Below are 24,593 nucleotides of genomic sequence, written 5' to 3'. Positions count from 1 at the left end.
GGCTTGCGCTGAAAACCTTGAGTGCAGGTCGTCCGCGCATCCCTCCGGAATCACTGCCTCCCAGGTGGAAAAAGCCAGCATGACGCCAGCGGCCCGCCCGTCAGGCCGCCCTCCACATGAGACGGCGGGCCCACGTCCCCCCGAGGGTTTGACGAGAGGGCACGAGCGGGAAGCAGCACGTCCGCCTGAGTGTCCTACCGCGCCAACCTGGAACGAAAGGACCTCGCTTGACGCAGCTGCTTCGACTTGCCGCCCTGGTGTCTCTGATTCCCTCGTTCGCCTCCGCGGACGTGGTGTGGAAAGGCGACTTCGAGACGGGCAACACCTCGCAGTGGACGCGCAGTCAGAGCGTCTCCAACAACCGTCTCCAGGTGGTGACGGATGTGGTGCGTGAGGGCCGCTATGCGCTGAAGGCCACGGTGCGCCAGGGCGATGACCCCATCAACGCCAGCGGCAACCGCAACGAGTTGCTCTACATCAGCCAGGAGAAGGCGGACTCCACCTGGTACTACAAGTGGAGCACCCTCTTTCCCGCCGACTACCCGCTCGATGACAGGTGGCAGGTCTTCGCGCAGTGGCACCAGGAGGGCTGCTGCGGCTCACCGCCGCTGGAGTTCTACGTGCGCGGCGAAGAGATGCACATGCGCGTGGGCGGAGTGAATGGCAAGGTGCTGTGGACGGCCCCGCTCAAGCGCGGTGACTGGAGCGACTTCGTGTTGCAGGTGAAGTGGTCGTCCGACGCGAAGAAGGGCTTCGTCCAGCTCTGGCACAACAACGAGGTCGTCGTGCCGAAGACCTCCATCGCGACGCAGTTCGGCAAGGAAATGAACTACCTGAAGCTGGGCCTGTACCGCGACGACGCCATCCGTCCCGAGGCCAGCGTGTACCACGACGGCTTCACCATGGCCTCGACGCTGGAGGAGGTCATGCCGCCGCCGGCCCCGGCGCCGGCCCCCGCGCCGGAGCCCCCCCTCCCCGCGCCGGAGCAGCCGGGTGAGGACGCGCCGGCCGAGGAGCTCCCCGACGCGCCCATCGTCCAGACGCCCGAGACGCGGCCGCAGACCCGCTGGGGCATCACCACCCCCGAGGAGCTCCTCTCCGGGGAGCGTCCGCCAGGCGCCGATGGGGCGCAGGGCTGCAATGCCTCCGGCGGCGGAGCGGCGGGTGTGCCCATCACCGTCGCCGCGGGCCTGCTCTCCTTCGCCGCGTTGTTCACCCGCCGCCGCAAGCCCGCCCGGGCTCGCGCCCACGCGAAGCGCTGAGCGGCCTGGTCATCGCGGGGCGTGTCGGTGCTCCGGCAGGCCCCGCGCGGCGAGGTCGTGAGTCAGGGCTCCTTGAGCAGGGGGAGCCCCGAGGTGACCTTCGCCAGCAAGGTCCGCAGCGTGGCGCGCTCCTCTTCGCTCAAGGGCGCCATCAGCGCGGCAATCCGCCGGTAGTGGTCCGGCAACACGCCTTCGATGAGCTGCCGGGCCTTGGGCGTGAGGCGCACCGTGTACATGCGGCGGTCCCCCGGATGGTCCTCGCGGGAGATGAGGGCGTCCTTCTCCAGCGTGTCCAGCAGCCCCGTCATCGTGGCCCGGCTGACGCCGGAGCTCTCCGCCAGGTCCGCGGGCGTGAGCCCACTCACGCGCTCCACCTCGTCGTCCTCGGTGGTGAGCAGCCGGACCAGCACCATGAAGCGCCCCATCGACAGGCCGTGACGGCCCAGGTGCGCGTCGTAGGCCCCCGACAAGTCGTGCGAAGCCCTCAGCAGGGCGATGCACGTCTCGATGGCGCTCGCGTCGAGCTCAGGGAAGCGCAGCGCCAGGCGCCGGAGCCGCTCGTAGCGCGGCAGCGCCGCGGGCGCCGGGGAAGTGGGAGATCGAGTAGGCACGGCACCGGCCTCGTAAGGCTCCTAATGGTTTTAGGCAATCAGAAAGGGAGCGACCTTGCACCGGGGGCTGGCGCCTGCTGGCCCGGGCGTTATGAACGGGCCGTGCTGGATGTGAAGGACGCGGCCGTGCAGGCGGCGCTGCGCCGCGCGTGCGAGGAGGTCGGCTTGCCGGACTCGCTGCGGGGCTGCGTGTATCCCCTGCTGCGTGACCCGGAGGGTGAATGGCCGGGCTGCTGCGGTGGCGGCTGCCACCCGTGTGCCTCCTCCCTGGTGGACGTGGCGATGCGCACGCTGGAGCTGCTCGGCACACCCCGGCGAGCGCCCGTGGTCGGGTGAAGTGAGGCCGGGCAGCGGCATAGGCTGCGGACATGAATCCGATTGTCCATGCCGAGCTGGCCTGGCTCGCGGCGCAGGGGCTGCGTGAGCGCAGGGACCGCATCCTCGTCACTTGCGCGGGACTGGCGCCGGACCTGGATGGGCTCACGCTGCTCGCGGGCGAGGCGGCCTACATCCGCTATCACCACGTCATCTTCCATGGCTACGTGGGCGCCATCGTCACGGCGGTGGCCTGCGCGGCGCTGGCGCGTGAGCGGCTGCGGGTGGCGGCATTGTCCCTGTTCGCCTTCCACCTGCACCTGCTCTGCGACCTCGCGGGCAGCGGCCCGGGCTGGCCCAGCTACTACTACTGGCCCACGAGCATGCGGGAGTGGTTCTGGCAGGGGCAGTGGAACCTCGCCTCCTGGCAGAACGCGGTCATCGGGCTGGCCACCACGCTGCTGTGTCTGGCGTGCGCGCTGCGCTTCCGCCGCACCTTCGTGGAGGTGTTCTCCGCCCGGTGGGACGCGGAGGTCACGCGCACGCTCCGGCGCCGGTTCCTCCGTGAGGATTTCGTGCGAGGACATAAGACGTCGGGCTTGTAGAAAGGTGCCCGGGGCATCCTGCCCCTCTCCGAGGCAATCTGCCCCGCCCAGGGTGGGACACGGCACACGCGTCCCCGAGTGAGGCACCACCCCGCCCCCATTGGCACAGCGGATGCTTTGCGTGAGCCCAAGGAAGCAAGGCCCGCCCGTCCCGACGGCCGGCGAGGGCCCGTGCGGCAAACGCCGCCTTCCTTGTTGCGGCACTCGCGGTACGTTGTGAGAACCCACCTCCGGTCCGTGCGCTCCCTCCCCCTCGAGGCGCACGGACCGGAGCAGCCTCTTTCGAACCGCCCGTGAGACTCGCCCGCAAGTTCACCCTCGCCCTCGTCCTGCTCGCCATCGCCGTCATGGCGGGCTTGCAGTACGTCCAGGTCCGCCGCGAGCTCGAGCGCTCCGCCCTGGACATGCAGCATGACCACCGGTTGCTCGGCCACACGCTCGCGGGCTCCATCGGCAAGGCGTGGCAGCTCGCCGGAGAGCGCGAGGCGCTCACCCTGCTCCAGCAGGCCAACCGCTTCCAGGAGCAGGTCCACCTGCGCTGGGTGTGGCTGGATGGCGGCCCTGGCACCCCGGCCCTCACTGGCTTCCCGCCGCGCCTGCTCGCGTCCCTGCTCCAGGGCAAGGACGGCTCCATGGTGGACCCCGCCGTGGACCCGGGCCTGCTGCATTCGTACACGCCGGTGCTCATCGGCAACCGGCTGGGCGCCATCGAAATCACCGAGTCGCTGGGCGAACAGCAGCGGTACGTCAACACCGTGGTCATGGGCACCTTCGCCGCCACCGCCGCCATGGCCCTTGGCTTCATCGTGGCCGCCATGGCCATGGGCCGCCGGCTGGTGGGCGAGCCGGTGGACCAGCTCGTGTCCCTGGCCCACCGCATTGGCCAGGGCGACCTCACCGCCCGCGTGCCGCTCCCGCAGCGCCGCGGCGACGAGCTCACCACGCTGGCCGGCGCCATGAACCGCATGGGCGAACAACTGGAGGAGACGCGCTCGCGCCTCGCCACGGAGACGGCCGCGCGGCTGTCCGCCGTGGACCACCTGCGTCACGCGGACCGGCTCACCACCGTGGGCAAGCTGGCCTCCGGCGTGGCGCATGAGCTGGGCACCCCGCTCAACGTCGTCATGGGCCGGGCGAAGATGATCTCCTCCGGCGAGGCGGAGGGCGAAGAAGTGGGCGAGTGCGCGCAAATCATCTCGCAGCAGGCCCAGCACATGACGGCCATCATCCGCCAGCTCCTCGACTTCGCGCGGCGGAGGAAGCCGCACCGCGCACCGGAAGACGTGCAGGGCCTGGTCGAACGCACCCTGTCGCTGCTGCGCTCCATGGCGGCGCGAAGCAGCGTCACGCTGGAGACGGACATCCCCGCGGGGCTCACGGTGGAGGTGGACGCGGGCCAGGTGCAGCAGGTGCTCACGAACCTGGTGATGAACGGCGTGCAGGCCATGAAGCAGCCGGGCACGGTGCGCGTCAGCGCGGCCCACACCCGGAGCACCCCGCCCCCGGACGTGGGCGGGCCCGAGGCGGACTTCGTGCGCCTGGACGTGGAGGACCAGGGCCAGGGCATCCCCGAGGACGTGCTGTCCCACGTCTTCGAGCCCTTCTTCACCACCAAGGACGTGGGCGAGGGCACCGGGCTGGGCCTGTCTGTCTCCTATGGGCTCATGCTGGAGCATGGCGGCTGGATTGCCGTGCGCAGCGAGCCCGGACGCGGTAGCTGCTTCTCCATCTACCTGCCAAGAGGTGAGGACACATGCCAGGCCGCGTCCTAGTCGTCGAGGACGAGCGCGAGATGCGCGCGATGTTGGAGAAGGGGCTCACGCGCCGGGGCTTCACGCCCGTGGCGCTCCCGTCCGCGGACGAGGCCCTGGTGCGGCTGGCCGCCGAGGACTTCGACGTGGTGCTCACGGACCTGCGCATGCCCGGCATGGACGGGCTCGCGCTGTGCGAGCGCATCGCCCTCAACCGCCCGGACATCCCCGTGGTGGTGGTGACGGCCTTCGGCAGCCTGGAGACGGCGGTGGCCGCCATCCGCGCCGGCGCTTACGACTTCGTCACCAAGCCCATCGACGTGGACGCGCTGGTGCTGGTGCTGGAGCGCGCCGTGCAGCACCGCGCCCTGCGGGAAGAGGTGCGCAGGCTGCGCCAGGAGCTGGGCCGGCGCGAGGACAGCGGCGCCGTGGTGGGTGAGAGCCCCGCCATGAAGCAGGCCTACGCGCTCATCGACCGCGTGGCGGACCTGGACTCCACGGTGCTGATTACCGGCGAGAGCGGCACCGGCAAGGAGGTGGCGGCCCGGGCCGTCCATACGCGCGGGCGCCGCAAGGAGGGGCCCTTCGTCGCCATCAACTGCGCGGCCATGCCGGAGGCCCTGCTGGAGAGCGAGCTGTTCGGCCACGCCAAGGGCGCCTTCACCGACGCCAAGGCCGCGCGCACCGGCCTGTTCGTCCAGGCCAACGGCGGCACCCTCTTCCTGGACGAGGTGGGCGAGCTGCCCCTCACCCTCCAGCCCAAGCTGCTGCGCGCCCTGCAGGAGCGCACGGTGCGCCCGGTGGGCGGCGACACCGAGGTCCCCTTCGACGCGCGCATCGTCGCCGCCACCAACCGGGACTTGGAGCTGGCCGTGGAGGAGGACCGCTTCCGCGAGGACCTCTACTACCGGCTCAACGTCATCGGCGTGGAGCTGCCGCCGCTGCGCGCGCGCGGCAACGACGTGCTGGCCCTGTCCCAGCGCTTCATCGAACAGTTCGCCTCGCGCACCGGGAAGCGCGTGCTGGGCCCGTCCCCCGCGGCGGCCCAGCGGCTGCTGGCCTACGGCTGGCCGGGCAACGTGCGCGAGCTGCAGAACTGCCTGGAGCGCGCCGTGGCGCTCACCTCCTTCGAGGAAATCACCGTGGACGACCTGCCCGAGCGCGTCCGCAACTACAGCCAGCCGCGCGTGGTGCCGGAGACGCAGGACGCCTCGGAGCTGGTGACGCTGGAGGAGCTGGAGCGGCGCTACATCCACCGCGTGCTGGAGGCGGTGGGCGGCAGCCGCACGCTGGCGGCGCGCATCCTCGGGGTGGACCGCAAGACGCTGTACCGCAAGCTGGAGCGCGACGACGGCACCCGCAAGGGCTGACGTCTCAGTCCACCTCGCCCAGGCGCACCTCGAAGAGGCGGGGCCACAGCTTGCCCGTCATGAAGATGCGGCCCGAGCCCGGCTCCACGGCGATGCCATTGAGCACCGCCTCCGGGCTGGTCACCTGCCCCGCCACCGCGCGCGTCAGCGCCGACGCGTCGATGACGCCCACCACCGTCCCCGTGGCGGGGTCGATTTCCAGCACGTCCGAGCTGTGCCAGATGTTGGCGTAGATGACGCCGTTGGCGCACTCCAACTCGTTGATGAGCTCCACGGGCTGGCCGCGCAGCTTCACCTGCACCGCGCCCACCAGGGCGAAGCCGTCGGGCTCGTGGAAGGTGAGCATGGTGCCGCCATCGCTGCGCACCAGCTTCCCGTCCCAGTAGCACAGGCCCCAGCCATCCCCCGCGTAGCGCGTGGTCCGCTCGCGCCGCGGAGGCAGGCCGCTCCAGGTGAAGAGCAGGCCTTCGGTCCAGGTAAGCTGGTACAGGCGCTCGCCGTCGCTGGCCAGGCCCTCCGCGAAGATGTTCCCCAGCCGCTCCATCCACACCGGCTGCGCGCTCTCCAGCGACAACTGCCGCAGCGTCCCCTGGTGCCCCGTGCTCTCGAAGAGGTGCCCCTGGTGGAACACCAGCCCCTGGGTGAAGGCATTCGTCGCGTGTGGATACTCACGGATGATGTGCGCCACGCGCCGCACGGGCTCCTGCACGCCGCCTCCCGCATCCGGCACCGGCCGGTTCGTGGGGCTGCAATGGCACGCCGCGCCCAGCGCGAGCAATGACAGCAGCCAGGTTGGAATCCGCATGAGACGCCTCGAGTGAAGCGGCTCGTGCGACGCCGACCGCCCCGCGCGAGCCTGGACCCAGGCCCGTCAGGGTGCAAGCACCCGTACCACCGCGTCCATCGGATTCAACGGCGGGCCCGCGACACCGGGTGAACAGTCGGGGCACGCGCGCCGTGAAGGCTCAGCGCGGAGGCGGCACCAGCGCCTCCACCGCCTCGCACAAGTCCTCCATGGCAAAGGGCTTGTTGAGCACGCGCGCCGCGCCGAGCAGCTCCGCTTCCTCGTGGAGCTGCGCATCCCCGAAGGCGGTGATGAGGATGACGGGCGTCGTCCAGCCCTCGCGGCGCAGGCGGGCCAGCACCTCGATGCCCGAGAAGCCGGGCATGCGCACGTCGGTGACGATGAGGTCGGGGACCTGCGTCTGCTGCGCGAGCAGTCCGTCCACCAGGGCCTTGACGAGCCCCGGCCCGTCCGGAGCTTCCACGACGTCATACCCGCGCCGGGACAGCGCTCGCTTCAGCAGGCTGCGCATCTCCGGCTGGTCCTCCCCCAGGAGGATGCGCGGAGCGCTGCGGCGCGCCACCCACTCCCGCGTCGACCGCGGCCACTCCCGAACCTCATCGCTGACCGCCGTGACTTCATCTGGCCCCATCAATCGTTGCTCCTTGGGTGTGGTGGGCACGCCCGGCACCTGGGCCCCTTCCTCGCTTGGGGACGGGGCGGCGCCCGGCGTCCCACGCATGAGCATCCCCCGTGCCACGCCGTGGGCCCTGGGCGGGGCACGTTGCCTCGGGGAGAAATGCCCCAAGCCGGGGCAGTTTGCCCCGGAACGACGGGGCACCTGGGGCACGCACGGCCCGTGGCCCCGAGGCATCCCGAGAGCGAAGCGCGTTGGCCCGCCACCTGCAATGCCTCCCAGCATCGGTTCGGGCGCGGGGCTCACACAAGAAACCCCATGGCGATGACCGCTGCTGACGTCGGGGGACAGTCGGCGGCCGGGCATCATCTTCCACCCCTCCAAGGTGGGACCTTTCTCGCGCAGGCCCCTCGCCTGAACCGGCATTTTCCCTCTCGATTGGAGAACGAACAATGACCTGCTCGCTCCCGTCCCGCCGCCTCCTCAGTGCTCTGGTCCTTCTTCCCGCCGCCACGCTTGGCGCCTGCGGCCAGGCCATTGGCTCCGCGTCCGCGGCGCCGCCCGCTCCCACCGCCCAGGTCGCCGCCGCTGCTCCAGCGCAGGCGGCGCCGCCCATCCAGAAGGCGCTCTTCAATCCGGCCGTGGCCGGAAGCCAGGGCGGCATCACCTCGCTGGCCCCGCTGGTGGACGCGGTGAAGGGCGCGGTGGTCAACGTGGAGGTGCGCGCGCGGCCCCGCAGGTCAGCCGCCATGCAGCGCCTGCCGCCCGGGATGGCGGAGCGCTTCGGCCTGCCGCCCGGCTTCGGCGGCGAGGGCAACGGCCCGGCGCGACAGGGCGCGGGCTCCGGCTTCATCATCGACGCCGCGGGCATCGTCCTCACCAACAACCACGTGGTGGAGGACGCCGACCAGGTGCGCGTGAAGCTGGACGACGGGCGTGCCTTCGACGCGGAGGTGATGGGGCGCGATCCGCTCACCGACGTGGCCCTGCTGAAGCTGAAGGAGGCGCCGGGCAACCTGCCGGCGGTGCCGCTGGGGGACTCGGACGCGCTGCGCGTGGGCGACGCCGTCATGGCCATTGGCAATCCCTTCGGCCTGGCGTCCAGCGTGAGCGCGGGCATCCTGTCCGCGCGGGCCCGCGACATCCAGGCGGGCCCCTATGACGACTTCCTCCAGACGGACGCCGCCATCAACCCCGGCAACTCCGGCGGGCCGCTCTTCAACATGAAGGGTGAGGTGGTGGGCATGAACACCGCCATCGTCGGCGGCGCCACGGGCATTGGCTTCGCGGTGCCCAGCAAGCTCATCCAGGCGCTGCTACCGCAGCTCAAGGAGACGGGCGTGGTGCGCCGCGGCTGGCTGGGCCTGGCCGTGCAGGACCTCACGCCGGACCTGGCGCGGGCGCTGGGCCTGGAGGCGATGAAGGGCGCGGTGGTGGCGGGCGTCAACCGCGGCAGCCCGGGCGAGCGCGCCGGCCTGCGCGAGGAGGACGTCATCACCTCTGTCAATGGCAGGCCGGTGGAGTCCGCGGGCGGGCTGACGCGCGCCGTGGCCCTGCTCCAGCCCGACAGCCGCGTGAAGGTGGACCTGCTGCGCGGCGGCAAGACGCAGTCGCTGGACGTCACCCTGGGCACGCGGCCCGCGCTGAATGGCGAGCAAGAGGTGCTCCCGCGCAACGCGTCCGCCTCCGCGCCGAGGCGACTGGGCGTGCAGCTGACGGAGACGCGGGACGGCGGCGCGCAGGTGGTGGCCGTGGAGCCCGGCAGCCCCGCCGAGCGCGGCGGGCTGGTGCCGGGCATGGTGCTGGTCCAGGTCGGCGACCAGAAAATCGCCAGCGTGTCTGACGCCGCCCAGGCGCTGACGTCCGCGAAGCCTGGCGCCGCGCTGCTCCTGCGCGTGCGCATGCCGGGCTCGGAGTCCACGCTGCTGCGCGCGGTGGAAGTCCCGGAACGCTGAACACGGTGGTGGGAAACCTTGGACCCCCGGGATGGTACGTAGACGCCCCCGGGGGTTCTGAAACCGGCGGACACCTGACGTAGAGTCCCCTGGTGCCGCGATGCCAGACATGCGGACGGCGCTGGGAAGGCTCCCATGCGCCGTGCCCGCCAGGACCGCCTCCCCAGGGAGAAACCCCCTCGCCGTCCCCCGTGCCCGCCGTTCCGGGCTACCAGGTGGACGGCGTCTTCGCGCAAGGGGGCTTCGGCGTGCTGCTGGACGCCCTGCGCGAAGCGGACGGTCAACGCGTGGCCATCAAGGTGGCGCGTGGGAGCAACGGGTTGGGCCGGGCCCAGCTCGCCCGTGAGTCGGAGGCCCTGCGGGTGCTCGGGCCACCCACGGTGCCCGCGCTCTATGAGACGGGCGCGCTGACGGGCGGCGCGCGCTTCCTGGCCATGGAGTACGTGCCGCTGCCCACCCTGGCGGACCGGCTGGCCCGCGCCGAGGGGCGGCTGCCCGCCGAAGAGCTGGCCGCCCGCGCGCTGGCCGTGGTGGACACGGTGGCCCAGGTCCACGCCCACGGGCTGGCCCACTGCGACCTCAAGCCGGAGCACTTCTTCGTCGATGAAGCGACGGGCCGCGTGCGCGTCTTCGACTTCGGCCTGGTGCGGGGCGCCACCACGGAGAGCGCCCCGCTGCCCAGCGAGGCCTCCACGCCCAGCGACGCGTCTGGCTTCGCCGGCACCGCGGAGTACATGGCCCCCGAGCAGTGTACGGGCACCGCGGACATCTCCGCGCGCACGGACGTGTACGCGCTGGGCGTCCTCCTCTACGAGATGCTCACCGGACGGCCACCCTTCTTCGGCCCCACCCCGGACGTGCTCCAGGCCCACCTGTCGCTGCGCCCACCGCCCCCGTCCGACTTCGCGCCCGTGCCGCCCGCGGTGGAGGAGGTGGTGCTGCGCTGCCTGGCGAAGGAGCCCGCGCGCCGTCCGGAGAGCGCCGCCGCGCTGGGCAGCGCGCTGCGCGAGGCCTTCGAGCACGCCCACCGCGCCACCGCGCCCGCGACGCCTCGGCCCGCGGCGCCGGGCGAGCCGCGCCCCGCCCAGGTGCGCCGCTCCGTCGCCATCCTGTTCCTCACCTCGCGCGCCAACCCCGTGTCGCTCCAGAAGGCCCTGGCCTCCTATGGCGGCCACCTGGCCTTCTCCGACGCCCAGCGCATCGCCGCCGTCTTCGACCCGGACGCGGGAGAGAACCCGGTGCGCCGCGCCATGCGCGCCGCGGAGGGACTGGCGGAGCGGGGCCTGTCGCCCAACGGCCTCGTGGACGTGTCCGCCGTCACCGTGCAGCGCCGCCCCACCGGCGCGCCGCGCTACCTGGGCGCCATCCTGTCCCGCGAGGACCGCTATCCCGGCGGGCCCGAGGCCCATGGCCTCCTGCTGTCTCCCGCCGCCGCCGAGGCCGTGCCCGAGGTGCCCTGCATGGAGGTGCCGGAGCTGCGGGGGCTCCTGCGCCCCGCGCCGCCGGGCGCCGCGCCCCGTCCGGACATCACCGTCCTCCAGCTGGGCAGCGAGGTGCTGGTGGGCCGCGAGGCGGAGCTGGCCGAGCTGCTGGAGAGCGCGCGCTCCGCGGTGGGGGGCGCCACGCCCACCATCGTCACCGTCCTGAGCGAGCGAGGCCTGGGCAAGAGCCACCTGGCCGCCACGCTCGCCCGCCGCCTCCACCTGATGCTGCCCCACGCGCGGGTGTACAGCTCGCGCTCCCGGGAGCCGGTGCAGGGTGACCCCGACGGCACCCTGCGCACGCTGCTGCGGTGCGCCCTCAACGCCTTCGAGCGCGACGACACGGACACCGAGCAGCAGACGCGCGCCGCCATCCTCCAGCGCCTGGGCCCCACGCTGGGCACCGAGCTGTGGCCCGGCGTGGCCGCCACGCTGGGCTGGTACACGCCTGGGGGCCCGGAGCTCCAGAGCTGGGCCGCCGCGCCCGGCGCGCTGCGCTCGTTGGCCATGCGCGCCGCGGGTGAGCTGCTGGCCGCCAATGCCCGCGAGCGCCCGCTGTGCCTCGTCCTGGACGACGCGCACTTCGCGGAGGAGACGGCGCTGGACGCGCTGGAGTACGCCTGCCTCGCCGAGGCCAGCGTCCCGCTGTGGGTCTGCGTGCTGGCGCGCCCCGGCTTCGAGAAGAGCCGCCCCACCTGGGGCACGCGCGCCGCGAAGCAGGCCACGTTGTCCCTGCCGGCGCTGGCGGTCGACCAGGCCCAGGCCCTGTGCCGCCTGCTGCTCAAGCCGGTGGAGAACGTGCCCGCGCAGGCGGTGGAGCGCATCGTCGAGCGCGCCCAGCACGTCCCGCTCTATCTGGTGGAGCTGGTGCGCGGCCTCAAGCGCCAGGGCCTGGTGCGCCAGCGCGCGCCGGGCGGGAGCTGGTACCTCGTCACGGACGGGCTGGAGAAGGTGCCCGAGCTCCGGCTGGTGGAGTGGCTGGCGGACCGTGAGCTGGGCGCGCTGCCGCCATCGCTGGCCGCGCACGCGCGCCTGTGCGCGATGCTGGGCACGGACTTCACCGCGGCCACGGCGGAGGGCGTGGTGCGCGAGCTGGAGCGCGAAGGGGCCGCGGGCGGCTTCCCCCTGGACGCGGGCCACGCCACCCGGCGGCTCCTGGACTCAGGCCTGCTGGTGTCCCACCGCAACGAAGGGCTGAGCTTCCGCAACGAGCTGCTCCGCGAAGCCGTGGCCGCCAACCTGCCCGCCGCCGAGCGTGAGCGCATCCACCACGCCGCCTACCGCTACTTCCTCAGCGCGGCCGGGGCCGTTGAGCGCCAGCGCCTGCCCCGCCTGGCCCTGCACGCGGCCGCCGCCGGGCGTCGCGACGAGGCCGCCGCGCTCTCCATCGACCTGGCCGAGTCCGCCCGGGGCCGCCACGCCTTCCTCGACGCCGAGGCCATGTACACGCGGGCGCTGGAGCTGCTGGAGCCCACCGACGAGCTGCGCTGCCTCACCGCGCTGCGCGGCCGGGGCCTGATGCGCATCCGCATTGGCCGGTATGACGACTCGCTGGCGGACTTCGCCGCGGCCCGCGAGCGCGCCCGCCGCCTGGGCCACACGCGCACGGAGGTAGAGCTGCTGCTGGACGAGGCCATGGCGCTGGACTGGGTGAACGACTACACGCGCAGCGAGGCCCGCGCGCTGGAGGCCCAGCACCTGGCGGCCACCGTGTCCTCGCCCTACGTGCAGGCGCGGCTGCTGCTGGCGCTGGGACGCGCCCAGTTCCGCAAGGGCGAGTGGCAGGAGGCGCGCATGCCGCTGGAGGCCGCCGCCGAGCGCGCCCGCCGCCTGGGCGACGCGGGCTACGAGACGCAGGTGGTGGCGCAGCTGCTGCTGGCCGTCATCCTCCCCAACCTGGGCGACATCGACGAGACGGAGCGCGTGCTCACCGAGGTCATCACCGCCTGCACCGAGCGCGGCGACCTCTTCCACCTGGGCAGCGCCATCAACAACCGGCGCAACTTGTGGGTGGCGCGCAAGGAGCTGACGCGGGCGCTGAAGGACCAGGAGCGCTTCATGCACCTGGGCCGCGAGCTGGGCATGGTGGGCTGGGAGTACTTCGCCGAGCACAACCTCGGAGAGCTGCACTACCAGGCCGGCGACGCCGACGCCGCGGCGCCCCACATCACCCGCGCCATGGCCCTGGAGCGGCGGCACCCGGAGGTGGCGTCGCGCCCATGGGCCCTGCTGCTCCAGGCCCGGGCCCTGGCCTGGATGGGCCGGCACACCCGCGCCCGCGAGGTGCTGGCCCAGGTGCGGCAGGTGATGGCGGAGGGCCCGCCGGGCGTGGAGCTGAGCCCGTCGGAGGAGGTCCTCTTCTCCATGGTGGAGCTGGCCACCCGCGACGCCGCCCCCGAGGCGTGGTGGTCCCTGCGCGAGCGCTCCGCGCAGGTGTCCGTGGAGCAGGAGCCGCTGGAGGTCCTGGAGATGATGGGGCTGGCGGCGCTGCGCCGGGGCGACCGGGAAGAAGCCGCGCGCGTGCTGAGCGAGGCCCTGGAGCGCGCGCGGCACGTGCCCAACCTCATGGAGGGCCGCATCCGCCGCTCACTGGCGAAGGTGCGCGAGCCCTCGCCGGCTACGTGAGGCCGAAGGCCATCAGCGCGGCGATGAGCACGCCCGCCAACGACTCGCCCGCGATGGCGCCCGCCGCCAGCGTGGACGTGTCCCGGTCCGCGGCCAGGGGCCAGCGCCAACGCGCCGCCGCCAGCCCCAGCGCGCCCAGGCACAGCGTCACCGCGTAGTAGGCCGGCAGGATGAAGCCGATACCCAGCGCCACCGGCAGCGGCAGCCACCGCGCCGCCTGGCCACGAGACACCCCGGTGAGCAGCGCGCCCACGCCCACGGCCACGCAGGCCGCCAGCGCCGCGTGAGGCGGCAGCCCGTCCAGCCCCCGCACCGCCACCTCCGCCACCGCGCGGAACTGGTGGGCGAAGGGCGCGGGCAGCGCCTCCGAGCCCAGGCCATGCGCCCTGGACAGCAGCAGGTACACCGGCACGCCCACCACCGACCCGGCCAACACGCCCACCAGCTGCGCGACGAGCTGGTGGCGCGCGGAGGCCCCCAGCAGGTGCCCCGCCTTGAGCGACCACATGCTGACGCCCGTCTGCGCCGCCGCGCCCGACACCACCGCGCCCGCGGCGACGTTGGGCGCCATGGCCCCCGGCAGCAGCGCGCCGAAGATGACCTGCGTCACCTGCCCCATCTGCGTCACCGGAGACACGTCCACCTGTCCAGCGCCGCGCGCGCACACCGCGCACAGAGGCAGCACCAGCACCAGCGCCAGCAGCATGTACGGCACGCTGAGGCCGAACAGCGCCGCGCCCACCACCGCCGCCAGCACGCACGCCACCAGGCCCACGCCCAGCGCCCAGCGCGGCACCGCCGCGCCCCGCCCCAAACTGCCCACGTCCCGCGCCGCGCTCAGGAAGTCACGCGCCTGCGCCAGCAGCGCCGCCAGGGCCGAGCCCACCATCAGCCCCACGCCCGGCCACGTGAGCCAGGCGGAGAGCGTCTCGTAGCGCGTGTCCGCCAGCACGCCCGCGCCCGCGAGCCCCGGCGCCAGCACGCCCCACGCCACCGCCGCGCCCACCAGCATGCTCAAGCCCAGGCGCGGCCCCGTCATCATCCCAATGGCCAGCAGCATGGGGCTCCACCCCACGCCCCACGTCAGCGACGCGGCGGGGAGGCCCGCCAGCGTGCCGGGCAGCGCCGTCATCCCAGGCAGCCACTTGAGCGAGTCCCTCGCCGCGGTGACCGCCACCGCCACCGCGCCAGCGCCCGCCAGCAGCCGTCCACGGCCCGCGCGGACCGTGTCGCCCGTGGACGCGTGCATCGCGGTAATCAGCTCCGCGGTGGCGATGCCGGTGGGAAACGGCAGGGCCTCCTGGGCCACCAGCCGCCTGCGCAACAAGTGCGCGGCGAGCACGCCCAGCACGCCCAGCGCCACGCTCCACACCGCCACGCCCCAGACCGGGACGGAGGTGCCCAGCAACGTCAGCGCGGGCAGCGCGCCCAGGAGGCCCGCCGCCGCCGGCATGGCGCCCACGGACGCCGCGGCCGTCTGCGTGAGGTTGTTCTCCAGCGGCGTATAGGGAACGCCGCGCCTGCGGGACACCGAGGCCAGCGCGCTGAAGCCCAGCACCGCGGCGGTGACGGAGCCGCTCTCCCACCAGCCCGTCTTCAGCCCCATGTACACGTTGGTGACGGCCAGCAGCCCGCCGATGAGCAGGCCCATGCCCAGCGCGCGCGCCGTCAACTCCAGCGCCGCGGGGCGCTCCGTCACCAGGGACAGGGAGGGCGCGGCCTTTGAAGGGGCCGCTCCAGAGAGGCCGCTCTCCGGGTGGCTCATCGCCCCGCCTCGGCGGAGCGGCCCACGAGCTCGCGCAGCTGCATCAGGTCCAACGGCTTGGCAATCTTGGCGTTGGGCACGTCACGCAGGAAGGACACCGTGCGCGGTGTGAAGGCGCCACCCGTCATGAACACCATGCGTCCAGCCTGCTCCGGGGCGCAGCGGCCCAGCTCGTGGTACAGGTCCATGCCCGTCATCCCGGGCATCATCACATCACAGAGGATGAGGTCGAAGCGGCCACCGTCGCTCACCAGCCGCAGCGCGGCCTGGGCGCTGTTCGCGGTGGCCACCTCGTGGTCCGCGGCCAGCGAGCGCTGGAGCGACAACGTCACGTTGGGCTCGTCATCCACCACCAGGATGCGCGCGCGCGCGTTGGCCTGCATGGCGGCGGACAGGCGCGGCAGCACCTCCAGCTCGCGCGTGGCGGCGCACAGCACCACGCGGAACGTGCTGCCCCGGCCCTGCTCGCTCTCCGCCTGGATGGAGCCGCCCATGGATTCGATGATGCCGTGGCAGATGGACAGCCCCAGCCCCGTGCCCACGCCCACCGGCTTGGTGGTGAAGAACGGGTCGAAGATGCGGCCCAGCACCTCCTGGCCCATGCCCATGCCCGTGTCGCGGACCTCCACCACCACCCGGTCCTTCTCTCCGGCGCGGATGACCACGCGAATCTCGTGGTCCACGCCCGGCGTGCCCTCCTCCGGAATGGCCTGCGCCGCGTTGAGCAGCAGGTTGAGGAACACCTGACACAGCCGGGACTCGCTGGCCTCCACCGGCGCCACCGGCTCGAACTCCGTCACCAGCCGCGCCCGGTGACGGATGACGTTGTCCGCCATCTTGCACGCCAGCTCCACCGCCCGGCGCACGTCCACCGGCATCAGCCGCGCCTCCTGCTCACCCCGCGAGAAGACCTTCAGGTCGCGGACGATGGTGGCGATGCGCTCGGCGCCCTCCGCCGTCTCACGCACCAGTTGCTGCAACGACGCCACGGGCGCCGCGGGCGCCTGGCTCTCCAGCCGCTCCAGCCCTTCGCGGATGAGGTGCAGGTTGACGAGCATGTAGGCCAGCGGGTTGTTGATTTCGTGCGCCACGCCCGCGCCCAGCGTGCCCACCGACGCCAGCCGGTCCGCCACCACGAGGTGCGCCTGGAGCTGCTTGCGCTCGGTGGTGTCGCGGTGGACCATGATGTTGGCGATGGCGCGCCCCTCGCTGTCGCGCAGCGGCACGACGACGGACTCGCACCAGCAGGTGGTGCCGTCGCGGCGCTTGAACTCCATCTCTCCGGACCAGCGCCCCTGCTTGTCCAAGGCGGTGAGAATCAGGCCGGTGAGCCGGTCGGGCTCGTCCGGGTGCAGCACGCTGAAGAGCGTCTGGCCCAGCGCCTCCGACTTTTGCCGCCCGAACATGCGCTCGGCGCTGGAGTTCCAGTCGATGATGCCGCCGCCCAAATCGGTAATCACCACGCCGTCGTAGATGCTCTCGAAGATGAGCGACTGGCGGTGCAGCTCCTGCTCGGCCAGCTTGCGCGCGGTGATGTCCATCACCGTGCCCGTCACCCGCGCCGGCGCGCCCGAGGCGTCACACAGCACGTCACCCTTGCAGGAAATCCACCGCCAGCCGCTCCCCTGCGGCTCGATGCGGTACTCCACGTCCACCTGCGTCTTCTTCTCCAGCGCGGCGCCCAGCACCTCGCTCACGCGCGGCAGGTCCGCCGGGTGCACCACCTCCGACAGCTCCATGGCGCGGCCGGACAGCTTCCCCACGGGGAGCCCCAGCAGCCGGTCCACCTGCTCGCTCCACGTCACCCGGCCGCTCTGCGCGTTCCAGTCCCAGATGCCCACGCGCGCGGCGGTCAGCGCCTGGCGGAGCTGCTCCTCGCGATGCTCCAGGACTTCGCGCTTGGAGAAGCGGAACACGGTGACGGTGCCGATCTGCAGCCGGTCCCCCTCCATCAGCTCGGCGGTGCTGACGGGCACGCCGTTGAGCAGCGTGCCGTTGGTGGAGTCCAGGTCGGTCACGTGGCAGGCACCGTCGCTCGCGCGGACGATGCGCGCGTGCTTGCGCGACACCCCGTGGTCGTCGATGCGCACGGTGACCTCGGAGCCGCGGCCGATGATGTGCTCGCCCGGGTCCAGGCGATAGGCCTTGCCGATGGCCGCCGGCGTGGTGGTGCTGATGAGGATGAGACAGGCTCCCGTGGAGGACGGTGGCGCCAAGGCAAGCCCCGCGCACGTCGTGAGTTCGTCCAGCGTCGTCATGTCGCAGCCCCCCGGCGCCCGCCCGAAGCCCCGCTCACCCGCCATCCCCGTTCTCCCCGTACGAAGCGTCACGCCCCCTGAATCCCATCAGTGCCAGGGCCCCTCCGTCCAATCCCCCCCGACTCCAGGGCAGCAGACCTTCCGCCAGCGAACACCCCGCGGGACGCGCCCACGTCCTCCCCGGTGGGTGGCCAACGCGCACACCGCGATGCCGCGGCGCGGCGGGAATTCAATCCGGCGTCAGCGCAGACTCCCTGGGGAAAGGTGTAAGGATGAGGCACCCCATGGCGGCGGACTCCGAGAGCACCTTTCGCATCCAGGCCCGCGCGGACCTGCATGCATCCGAGCGGTCCCAGAGCGACCCTTCGCGTGCCCAGCAAGGCCCGGGCACGCTGGCCGGGGAGTACGTCCTCAAGGCGCTGCTCGCCTCGGGTGGGCACGGCAGCGTGTACGAGGCGGAGCACCGCATCCTGGGCCGGCGGGCCGCGGTGAAGGTCCTCCACCCGCACCTGGCGGACCAGGGGGAGATGCTCAAGCGCTTCGTGCGCGAGGCGCGCGTGGTGAACCAGATTCGCCACCCCAACATCGTGGATGTCTATGACTTCGGGCTGATGCCGGACGGCAGCCCCTACTACGTCATGGAGCTGCTCACCGGCCGCACGCTGAGCCAGGTGGTGCTGGAGCGCGGCCGGCTGTCGTCGACGCGCGCGCGCGCGTACCTGGAGCCCGTCTGCGGCGCGCTGGAGGCCGCGCACCGTGCGGGCGTCGTCCACCGCGACTTGAAGGCCAGCAACATCCTCGTCGTGGAGGAAGGCGAGCACCCCCGGGTGAAGCTGCTGGACTTCGGCATCGCCAAGCTGCTGCACGCCGAGCCTTCGCAGGAAGGGCTCACCATCGCCGGCCAGCGGCTGGGCACCGCGCACGCCATGGCGCCCGAGCAGTTCCGCGGCGGCCCCATTGGCCCGCACACGGACATCTACGCGCTGGGCGTGCTGCTGCATCAGCTCATCACCGGCCGCTATCCCTTCCAGTGCGAGGACCGGATGGAGCTGGAGCGGCTGCACCTGGAGGCGCCCGCGCCCCGGCCCAGCGCCATCGCCGCGGTGTCCCCGGCGGTGGACGCGGTGGTGCTGCGCTGCCTGGAGAAGGACGGCGGCCGCCGCTTCGGCAGCGTGACGGCCTTCCTCGCCGCGCTCAGCGAAGCGGCCGAGGAGCCCGTCCAGCCCACGCGCCGCACGCGGCTGGCGCTCGCCGTCCACGCCGAAGTCGTGCTCGCCGCCTCCGCCCAGGATGACGACGCCGTGTACGCGGTGCTCGCGGACGTGCTGGATGGGCTGGAGCAGGGCCTGCGCGGCGGCGGCTTCCTGCTGGCGCTCCAGTCCGGCACCTCCCTGCTGGCCGTGCACCCGCTGGACCACGGCGCCCCCACCACCGAGCGCACCGAGTACCTGCGCGAGGCGGAGCGCACGCTGCGGGTGCTCCAGGACATGGCGCAGAAGCTGGCGGACCCGGTGAATGCCCGCGTCCACCTCTGCCTCCACCTGGGCCAGGCGGAGACGCGTGGCGACGCCTCGGAGTCCGAGGTCGTGGGAGGCCCCGTCACCGACGTGGGCACCTGGCGCCTGCGCACCGCGGATGGCTTCGCGCTCACGCCGGCCGCATCGCTCGCGTTGGAGTTCGACGAAAGCGATTAGCTGGCGGAAAGCCCGTATCCGCTATCACCTTGCGAGCAAGTAGGAGCGCCGTCGTCGCCCATGACACACACCAGGTGTCTCCGGGCAGACCCCTACCCGAATTTTCCCGCCGAGCCATATTTTCTCACGACTTGAACACCGTCACACTGGCTTCATCCATCAGCGACAGTGTTTTAGTTCGTGGGAGCTGGAGCTGATGGCATCCGGGGAGCTGGCATTGCTCGCTCCCTGAAACGGGGGAGAGCCATGCATTTCATGCCAGCGTCTCTGTCTGGAATCCAAATCAATCCCTGCCTGAAACACCTACGCCGGCCGCGCATCGCCGGGGGGCTATTGAGCCTGGCGCTGGGATTCGGAGGCGGGGCATGTGGTCCAGCGGAACCCGAGGGTGATACCTGGACGCTGTCCGAAGCCCGCACGGCGGCCGAATCAGGCAACGGATTGTCGACCAATGGCTTATCAACCAACGGCCTTTCAACCAACGGGCTGTCCACCAATGGCTTGTCAACCACCGGGCTCTCCTCGGCTGGGTTCTCCAACTGGTTCAACCAGGACCCCATCCAAGCCGATGAAATCATGCGTTACATCATCCGGTGCGCGGCGAAGGAGAATCAGCAGCGCAAGTACACCCACCCGGTGACGGGGGTGAAGTACACCTGGGAAGGAGGCCTGGGTCTGGCACACAACTGGGCCACGGGCGCACCGGCGACGCCCCAGGAGGAGGAGATTGTCTCCGCCTGCCTGGCGGCCCACGCGAACAAGTTCGGGCTCTCCGTCGCCATCTCCGTGCTGGGCCGCAACGCGCGGGGCGGCGCCCTGTCGTACACGGAGCAGGAGCTGTCGACGTTCAGCGAGCGGGAGGCGTGCTTCTTCGGCAACCTCTTCGACGGCACCGGCGTCTTCGCCGCCACGGACCGCGGCTACCTGCGCGAGGACGAGAGCAGCGTGCGCGCCTGCGGCCTTGCCTCGAACCCCGCCCAGGCGGACTGCCTGCCCATCATCCACACGGGCACCTGCGAGTCGCTCTGCCAACGCGCCGCCACCGACGCCCTCCCCTTTGACTGGGACGCGGGCAAGAAGAACCCGCCCTCCACCGGCGAAACGCCCTACTACGAAACCTGCACGTACAACGGACGCGCCTTCCAGCCGCTCACGACGCGCCTGCAGCCGCGCGACATCCACCGCTGCGGAGATGGCGTCTGTCAGTTCACCGAGCGTTGCGGCAGCGGCGTCGCGGCGGGAAGCTGCCAGGCGGACTGCGGCACGTGCCCCGACTGAAGCAGCGGGTGCTCGGTTGGAACACACCGTCTCCGTCCTGCGGCGCACGCTGTCACCCCCCTTCCGTCCCTTGCCCCTGACCGCCATGACAGTGTTGACTACGCGGGTCTGTCGCGACTCGTGGCTCTTCCACGAACAGACACCACACCGCTGGAGCCGGACGCGATGACGCTGCGAGCGAGGGTGATGCTGATGTCCGCGGTGGCGCAGCGGCGCGGAACGCTGCGGCGGGCCTTCGACACGCTCCAGGCCCCTGCCATGAATGGCGCGCGGCTTCGCGCGCCGCAGCCCTCCACACGGGAGGCGGCGCTGCTGGAGGAGACGGTCCGTGAGCGGACCGCGGCGCTGGAGGCGGCCAACGTCAAGCTGTCCCGCAGCCTGGAGCAGCTGCGCGCCACCCAGGCGCAGCTGCTGTTCGCCGACCGGCTGATTGCGCTGGGCCGCATCGCCGCGGGCGTGGGGCACGAAATCAACAACCCGCTGGCCTTCATCCTCAGCAACCTGGAGTACATCCACCAGGAGCTGCAGCAGAAGGAGCACCTCTCCGAGCAGGACCGGCAGGAGGTGCTGGAGGCGCTGGCGGAGACGCGCGACGGCGCCGAGCGCATCCGCCTCATCGTCCGTGACTTGCAGACGCTGTCACGCGCGGAGGACGTGGGCACGGGCCCGTCGGACCTGGCCTCGGTGGTGCGCACGGCGGCGAAGATGGCCATGCACGAGCTGCGGCACCGCGCGCGGCTGGTGGTGGAGTGTGAGGGCCTGCCGCCGGTCCAGGGCAACGGCGCGCGGCTGGGGCAGGTGTTCCTCAACCTGCTGCTCAACGCGGCGCAGTCCATCGTCCCCGGCGAGGTGGAGAAGAACGAGGTCCACGTCGTCGCCCTCGAGGCGAAGGCCGGCCGGGTGGCGGTGGAGGTGCGCGACACCGGCTGCGGCATCTCCCCCGAGCACCGCGAGCGCATCTTCGACCCGTTCTTCACCACCAAGCCCCTGGGCGTGGGCACGGGCCTGGGGCTGGCGGTGTGCCATGGCATCGTGACGTCGCTGGGCGGCACCCTGACGGTGGAGAGCGCCCCGGAGCGGGGCAGCATCTTCCGCGTCACGTTGCCCGTGGCCGGCGCCTTCGCCCAGGCGCCTCGCGCTCCGCAGCAGGCGGACGCGGTGGCTTGAGCGACTCCGGCGCCAGGCTCGCATCGTATGGCGTCATCCCCTGCATCGGCGGCGCGTAGAGGTGCAGGGACACCGCCCCGCGGCGGGACGCATTGTCGATGCGGTGGATGGTGTCCGGGAACTCCAGCAGGAGGTCGCCCTCGCTCGCCCCCACGATGACCTGGGGCACCAGCCGGTCCCCCGCCCACGCGAAGCGCGTCTCCCGCAGCAGGCCCCGCACCAGCCAGGAGGCGCCCCCGGAGCCGCCATGGTCATGGACGCGGGACGCCTGCCCGGGGAGCCAGGAGACGAGCAGCAGCTCGCACGCGGGCGTCCGGGCAAGCGTCTGCCGCGAGTAGCCCGAGGGCTCGAAGCGCACCAGCTTGTCCAGCAGTCCCCAATCGAGCTTGCTGGAGCGCAGCCGCTCCACCAGCCACACCAGGGAGACGACGTCCTCTGTCTGTTCCGGCAATGGCCAGCCGAGCAGCGCCCGCGCCACGGCGCCGTGCTCACGCTGGTCGATGATGGGCGCGCGCATGATGTTCCCCCGCGTGTGCGAGGCAATGTGAGCACGAAGCGGCACCCTGCCCAGGGAGGAGCGCCGGGCATCCAGGTCCGGCGCCTGGACACCCGGCCACCTCCAACGGATGCCAGCGGGCGTGCCAGGACCTACGATGGGTGCGTGCGAGCACTGGGGTGTTGGGACGTGGCCATCGTGGGGGGAGGCGCCAGCGGCACGCTGCTGGCCGTGCACCTCCTGAGGAGCGCGCGGGGGCCGCTCCACGTGGCCTTGGTGGAGCGGAGCGCGCGGGCGGGCCTGGGGCTGGCGTATTCGACGACGAGCCCGTGTCACCTGCTGAACGTGCCAGCGGCGCGGATGGGGGCCTTCGCGGACGACCCGGAGCACTTCCTGCGCTGGGTGCGCCGTGAGCTGCCCGACACGGCGCCCGGCGCGTTCATCTCCCGCCAGCGTTATGGCCGCTACCTGGAGTCGGTGCTGCGCGAGGCACGCGCCCAGGCCGCGCCGGGCGTGCACCTGGAAGTGGTGACCCGCGACGTCGCCTCGGTCGAGGAGACGGACGACGGCACGGTGCGCGTCGCGCTGGCGAGCGGGGACCAGCTGGAGGCCCGGACCGTGGTGCTGGCCCTGGGCAATGCGCTGCCCGCCAACCCGCGCGTGCCCGACGGCGGGCTGTACGCCAGCCGCCGTTATCACCGCTCCCCCTGGGCGCAAGCTGCGCTCCGGGGCGTGGCCGCCACCGACGACGTGCTGCTCATCGGCACGGGGCTCACCATGGTGGACACCGTGCTGTCGCTGGTGGAGCAGGGACACCAGGGGCACCTCCATGCGCTGTCCCGGCACGGCCTGTTGCCCCACGTGCACCACGAGACACTCCAGGCGGGCGCCACGGCCTATGCCTCGCCCGGGCTCCGGGAGGCGCTGCGGGCCCTGCGCCAGGAGGTGCGGCGCGGGCGCGGCGACGTGAGCGCGGCGGGCACGCGCCCCGTGCGCATCCGCGCCATCCTCCACCTCTTGCGCCGGGAGGTGCGGCGCGCGGAGGAGGCGGGCGCGGACTGGCGGGCGGTGGTGGACGCGCTGCGGCCCGTGTCGATACCGCTGTGGCGGCGGTTGCCGGTGGGCGAGCGGCGGCGCTTCCTCCGGCACCTGCGCGCGTACTGGGACGTGCACCGGCACCGGATGGCGCCTGGCATCGGCGAGAAGGTGGAGCGGCTGCGACGCGAGGGCCGGCTGACGCTCCATGCGGCGCGCCTCCAGGGCTTCGCGCTGGAGGCGTCCGGCGTGGCGGTCCGCGTGCGGCGGCGGGGCCAGGGCGCAGAGGAGGTGCTGCGCGTCCAGCACGTCATCAACTGCACGGGGCCGGAGGGCAGCATGACGCGCGGCCATCCAGTGCTCGGGGGGTTGGTGGAGACAGGGCGCGCGCGCTCGGACGCCCTGGGCATGGGGCTGGCCACGGACGCGGACGGCGCGCTGCTGGACGCGGGCGGACGCGCCTCCGGACGCCTCTACACGCTGGGCCCGCCGCGCCGGGGCGAGCTGTGGGAGACGACGGCCGTCCCCGAGATTCGAGGACAGGCGCGGGAGCTCGCGTGGCACCTGCTCCAGCGCCTGTCATCCACGCGCGCGCCGCATCCGGCGATGGAAGCGGCGGGCGCTCCGCTCGCCGAGTAGCGCCGGGCGCTACTCGGCGGACACCGCCACGATGCCCAGCCCTTCCACCGTGAGCTGCACCCGGTCCCCCGGGCGCAGCATGTGCGCGGCGGTGGCGGCGCCCGCGAGCACGATACTCCCCGCGGGCAACACCTGGCCGCGCTGGGCCAGCAGCTCACACAGCTGGATGACGGAGATGACGGGGTCCCCCGAGATGGCATCCGAGCGGGCGGATTGGACGGGTTCGCCATTCACCGACATCGTCATCTCCAGCCGCGTGAGGTCCAGCGCGCGCGGGGGATGCTCGGTGGTGCCCAGCACGAACAGCGAGGAGGACGCGTTGTCCGCCACCACGTCCGGCAGGGAGAAGTACTTGAAGTCGCGGTAGCGCGAGTCGAGGATTTCCATCGCCGCGAACACGGACTCGCAGGCGTCCAGCACCTCGTCGCGCGTCACCGTGCCGCGCAGCTCGCGGGCGGTGCGGAAGGCAATCTCCGGCTCGATTTTGGGGTGGACGCCCCGCGACAGCTGAATCACGCCGTCGGCGGGCACCTGCATCCGGTCCGTGAGCACGCCGTACACGGGCGAGTCCAGGTTCATCTGCTTGCGCTTGGCCTCGGAGGTGAGGCCCATCTTCAAGCCCACCACGCGCTCGCCGTGGGACAGGCGCAGCCGGATTCCCGCCTCCTGGATGGCGTAGGCCTCCGGCACGCTCAGCGTGGGCTGCTCGCGGGTGAGGGGCGCCACCTCGCGGCGCTCCAGCCTGGCCGAGTCCAGGATATGTGCCAGTGCCTCGTGGTCCACGGTCGCGGTCATCCCCGTCCCTCTCTTCGTCTTTCCGGCCACGCCAGGATGGCGCACCGCCCGGGTGGTGGCGCGGAGCTTC

At 72.3% G+C, this 24,593-nt stretch carries 18 protein-coding genes; 11 read left to right on the top strand and 7 right to left on the bottom strand.

What is annotated here, in order from left to right; all coding sequences use genetic code 11:
- Nucleotides 1-227 precede the first annotated feature (227 nt).
- Complete coding sequence (locus HV826_RS10295) at nt 228-1,262, top strand: polysaccharide lyase (protein ID WP_176416825.1); 1,035 nt, start codon at nt 228-230, stop codon at nt 1,260-1,262.
- A gap of 62 nt (nt 1,263-1,324) precedes the next feature.
- On the opposite strand, the gene HV826_RS10290 is transcribed toward HV826_RS10295, so the two are convergent.
- Complete coding sequence (locus HV826_RS10290) at nt 1,325-1,873, bottom strand: MarR family transcriptional regulator (RefSeq protein WP_176416824.1); 549 nt, start codon at nt 1,871-1,873, stop codon at nt 1,325-1,327.
- 102 nt (nt 1,874-1,975) lie between these two features.
- Here HV826_RS10290 and HV826_RS10285 point away from each other — a divergent pair, with 102 nt between their 5' ends.
- The 4 genes from HV826_RS10285 (at nt 1,976) to HV826_RS10270 (ending at nt 5,914) form a co-directional block, all read left to right on the top strand.
- Nucleotides 1,976-2,209: a hypothetical protein gene (locus tag HV826_RS10285; RefSeq protein WP_163783952.1), complete on the top strand. Its 234-nt coding sequence runs from the start codon at nt 1,976-1,978 to the stop codon at nt 2,207-2,209.
- Between the two features lie 32 nt (nt 2,210-2,241).
- Complete coding sequence (locus tag HV826_RS10280) at nt 2,242-2,793, top strand: metal-dependent hydrolase (RefSeq protein ID WP_176416823.1); 552 nt, start codon at nt 2,242-2,244, stop codon at nt 2,791-2,793.
- A gap of 293 nt (nt 2,794-3,086) precedes the next feature.
- Nucleotides 3,087-4,565, top strand: coding sequence for a HAMP domain-containing sensor histidine kinase (locus HV826_RS10275; protein ID WP_176416822.1), 1,479 nt, complete (start codon nt 3,087-3,089; stop codon nt 4,563-4,565).
- Nucleotides 4,547-5,914 carry a sigma-54 dependent transcriptional regulator gene (locus HV826_RS10270; protein ID WP_176416821.1) on the top strand — a complete coding sequence of 456 codons (1,368 nt, stop codon included), beginning with the start codon at nt 4,547-4,549 and terminating at the stop codon, nt 5,912-5,914. Before HV826_RS10275 ends, HV826_RS10270 begins: the two co-directional genes overlap by 19 nt.
- A 4-nt stretch (nt 5,915-5,918) precedes the next feature.
- Here HV826_RS10270 and HV826_RS10265 read toward each other — a convergent pair whose 3' ends face one another.
- Nucleotides 5,919-6,719, bottom strand: coding sequence for a glutaminyl-peptide cyclotransferase (locus HV826_RS10265; RefSeq protein WP_176416820.1), 801 nt, complete (start codon nt 6,717-6,719; stop codon nt 5,919-5,921).
- A gap of 160 nt (nt 6,720-6,879) precedes the next feature.
- On the bottom strand, nt 6,880-7,380 hold the full coding sequence (locus HV826_RS10260) for a response regulator (RefSeq protein WP_407938389.1): 501 nt from the start codon (nt 7,378-7,380) through the stop codon (nt 6,880-6,882).
- Between the two features lie 407 nt (nt 7,381-7,787).
- On the opposite strand from HV826_RS10260, the gene HV826_RS10255 reads away from it, so the two are divergent.
- Both HV826_RS10255 and HV826_RS10250 read left to right on the top strand, forming a co-directional pair.
- On the top strand, nt 7,788-9,290 hold the full coding sequence (locus tag HV826_RS10255) for a Do family serine endopeptidase (protein ID WP_176416819.1): 1,503 nt from the start codon (nt 7,788-7,790) through the stop codon (nt 9,288-9,290).
- 92 nt (nt 9,291-9,382) lie between these two features.
- Nucleotides 9,383-13,396: a serine/threonine-protein kinase gene (locus HV826_RS10250; RefSeq protein WP_176416818.1), complete on the top strand. Its 4,014-nt coding sequence runs from the start codon at nt 9,383-9,385 to the stop codon at nt 13,394-13,396.
- Here HV826_RS10250 and HV826_RS10245 read toward each other — a convergent pair.
- Together HV826_RS10245 and HV826_RS10240 are read right to left on the bottom strand one after the other, a co-directional pair.
- On the bottom strand, nt 13,389-15,161 hold the full coding sequence (locus tag HV826_RS10245; protein ID WP_176416817.1) for an OPT/YSL family transporter: 1,773 nt from the start codon (nt 15,159-15,161) through the stop codon (nt 13,389-13,391). The genes HV826_RS10250 and HV826_RS10245 overlap by 8 nt on opposite strands.
- Nucleotides 15,158-17,464: a PAS domain S-box protein gene (locus tag HV826_RS10240; RefSeq protein WP_176416816.1), complete on the bottom strand. Its 2,307-nt coding sequence runs from the start codon at nt 17,462-17,464 to the stop codon at nt 15,158-15,160. Before HV826_RS10240 ends, HV826_RS10245 begins: the two co-directional genes overlap by 4 nt.
- Before the next feature lie 239 nt (nt 17,465-17,703).
- On the opposite strand from HV826_RS10240, the gene HV826_RS10235 reads away from it, so the two are divergent.
- From HV826_RS10235 to HV826_RS10225, 3 genes are all read left to right on the top strand, one after another.
- On the top strand, nt 17,704-19,113 hold the full coding sequence (locus tag HV826_RS10235; RefSeq protein ID WP_176416815.1) for a serine/threonine-protein kinase: 1,410 nt from the start codon (nt 17,704-17,706) through the stop codon (nt 19,111-19,113).
- Nucleotides 19,114-19,359: 246 nt separating this feature from the next.
- Nucleotides 19,360-20,391 carry a hypothetical protein gene (locus HV826_RS10230; protein WP_176416814.1) on the top strand — a complete coding sequence of 344 codons (1,032 nt, stop codon included), beginning with the start codon at nt 19,360-19,362 and terminating at the stop codon, nt 20,389-20,391.
- Between the two features lie 165 nt (nt 20,392-20,556).
- Complete coding sequence (locus HV826_RS10225; RefSeq protein WP_176416813.1) at nt 20,557-21,558, top strand: sensor histidine kinase; 1,002 nt, start codon at nt 20,557-20,559, stop codon at nt 21,556-21,558.
- On the opposite strand, the gene HV826_RS10220 is transcribed toward HV826_RS10225, so the two are convergent.
- The gene (locus HV826_RS10220; RefSeq protein WP_176416812.1) at nt 21,488-22,075 is read right to left on the bottom strand and encodes a cysteine dioxygenase family protein; all 588 of its coding nucleotides are present in this window, start codon (nt 22,073-22,075) and stop codon (nt 21,488-21,490) included. The two genes, HV826_RS10225 and HV826_RS10220, sit on opposite strands and share 71 nt — an antisense overlap.
- A gap of 168 nt (nt 22,076-22,243) precedes the next feature.
- Here HV826_RS10220 and HV826_RS10215 point away from each other — a divergent pair, with 168 nt between their 5' ends.
- Entirely contained in the window at nt 22,244-23,728 is a 1,485-nt protein-coding gene (locus HV826_RS10215; RefSeq protein WP_368670887.1) for an FAD/NAD(P)-binding protein, read from the top strand.
- A 9-nt stretch (nt 23,729-23,737) separates the two neighbouring features.
- Here HV826_RS10215 and HV826_RS10210 read toward each other — a convergent pair whose 3' ends face one another.
- A complete protein-coding gene (locus HV826_RS10210; RefSeq protein ID WP_176416810.1) occupies nt 23,738-24,523 on the bottom strand; it encodes a 2-keto-4-pentenoate hydratase in 786 nt (261 codons plus the stop codon).
- Between the last annotated feature and the right edge of the window lie 70 nt (nt 24,524-24,593).

The sequence above is a fragment of the Myxococcus sp. AM010 genome (genome assembly GCF_013372585.1).
Lineage (GTDB): Bacteria > Myxococcota > Myxococcia > Myxococcales > Myxococcaceae > Myxococcus > Myxococcus vastator.
Note: the sequence above shows the minus strand (reverse complement) of the source record. Positions and strands in the feature narration are given on the sequence as shown.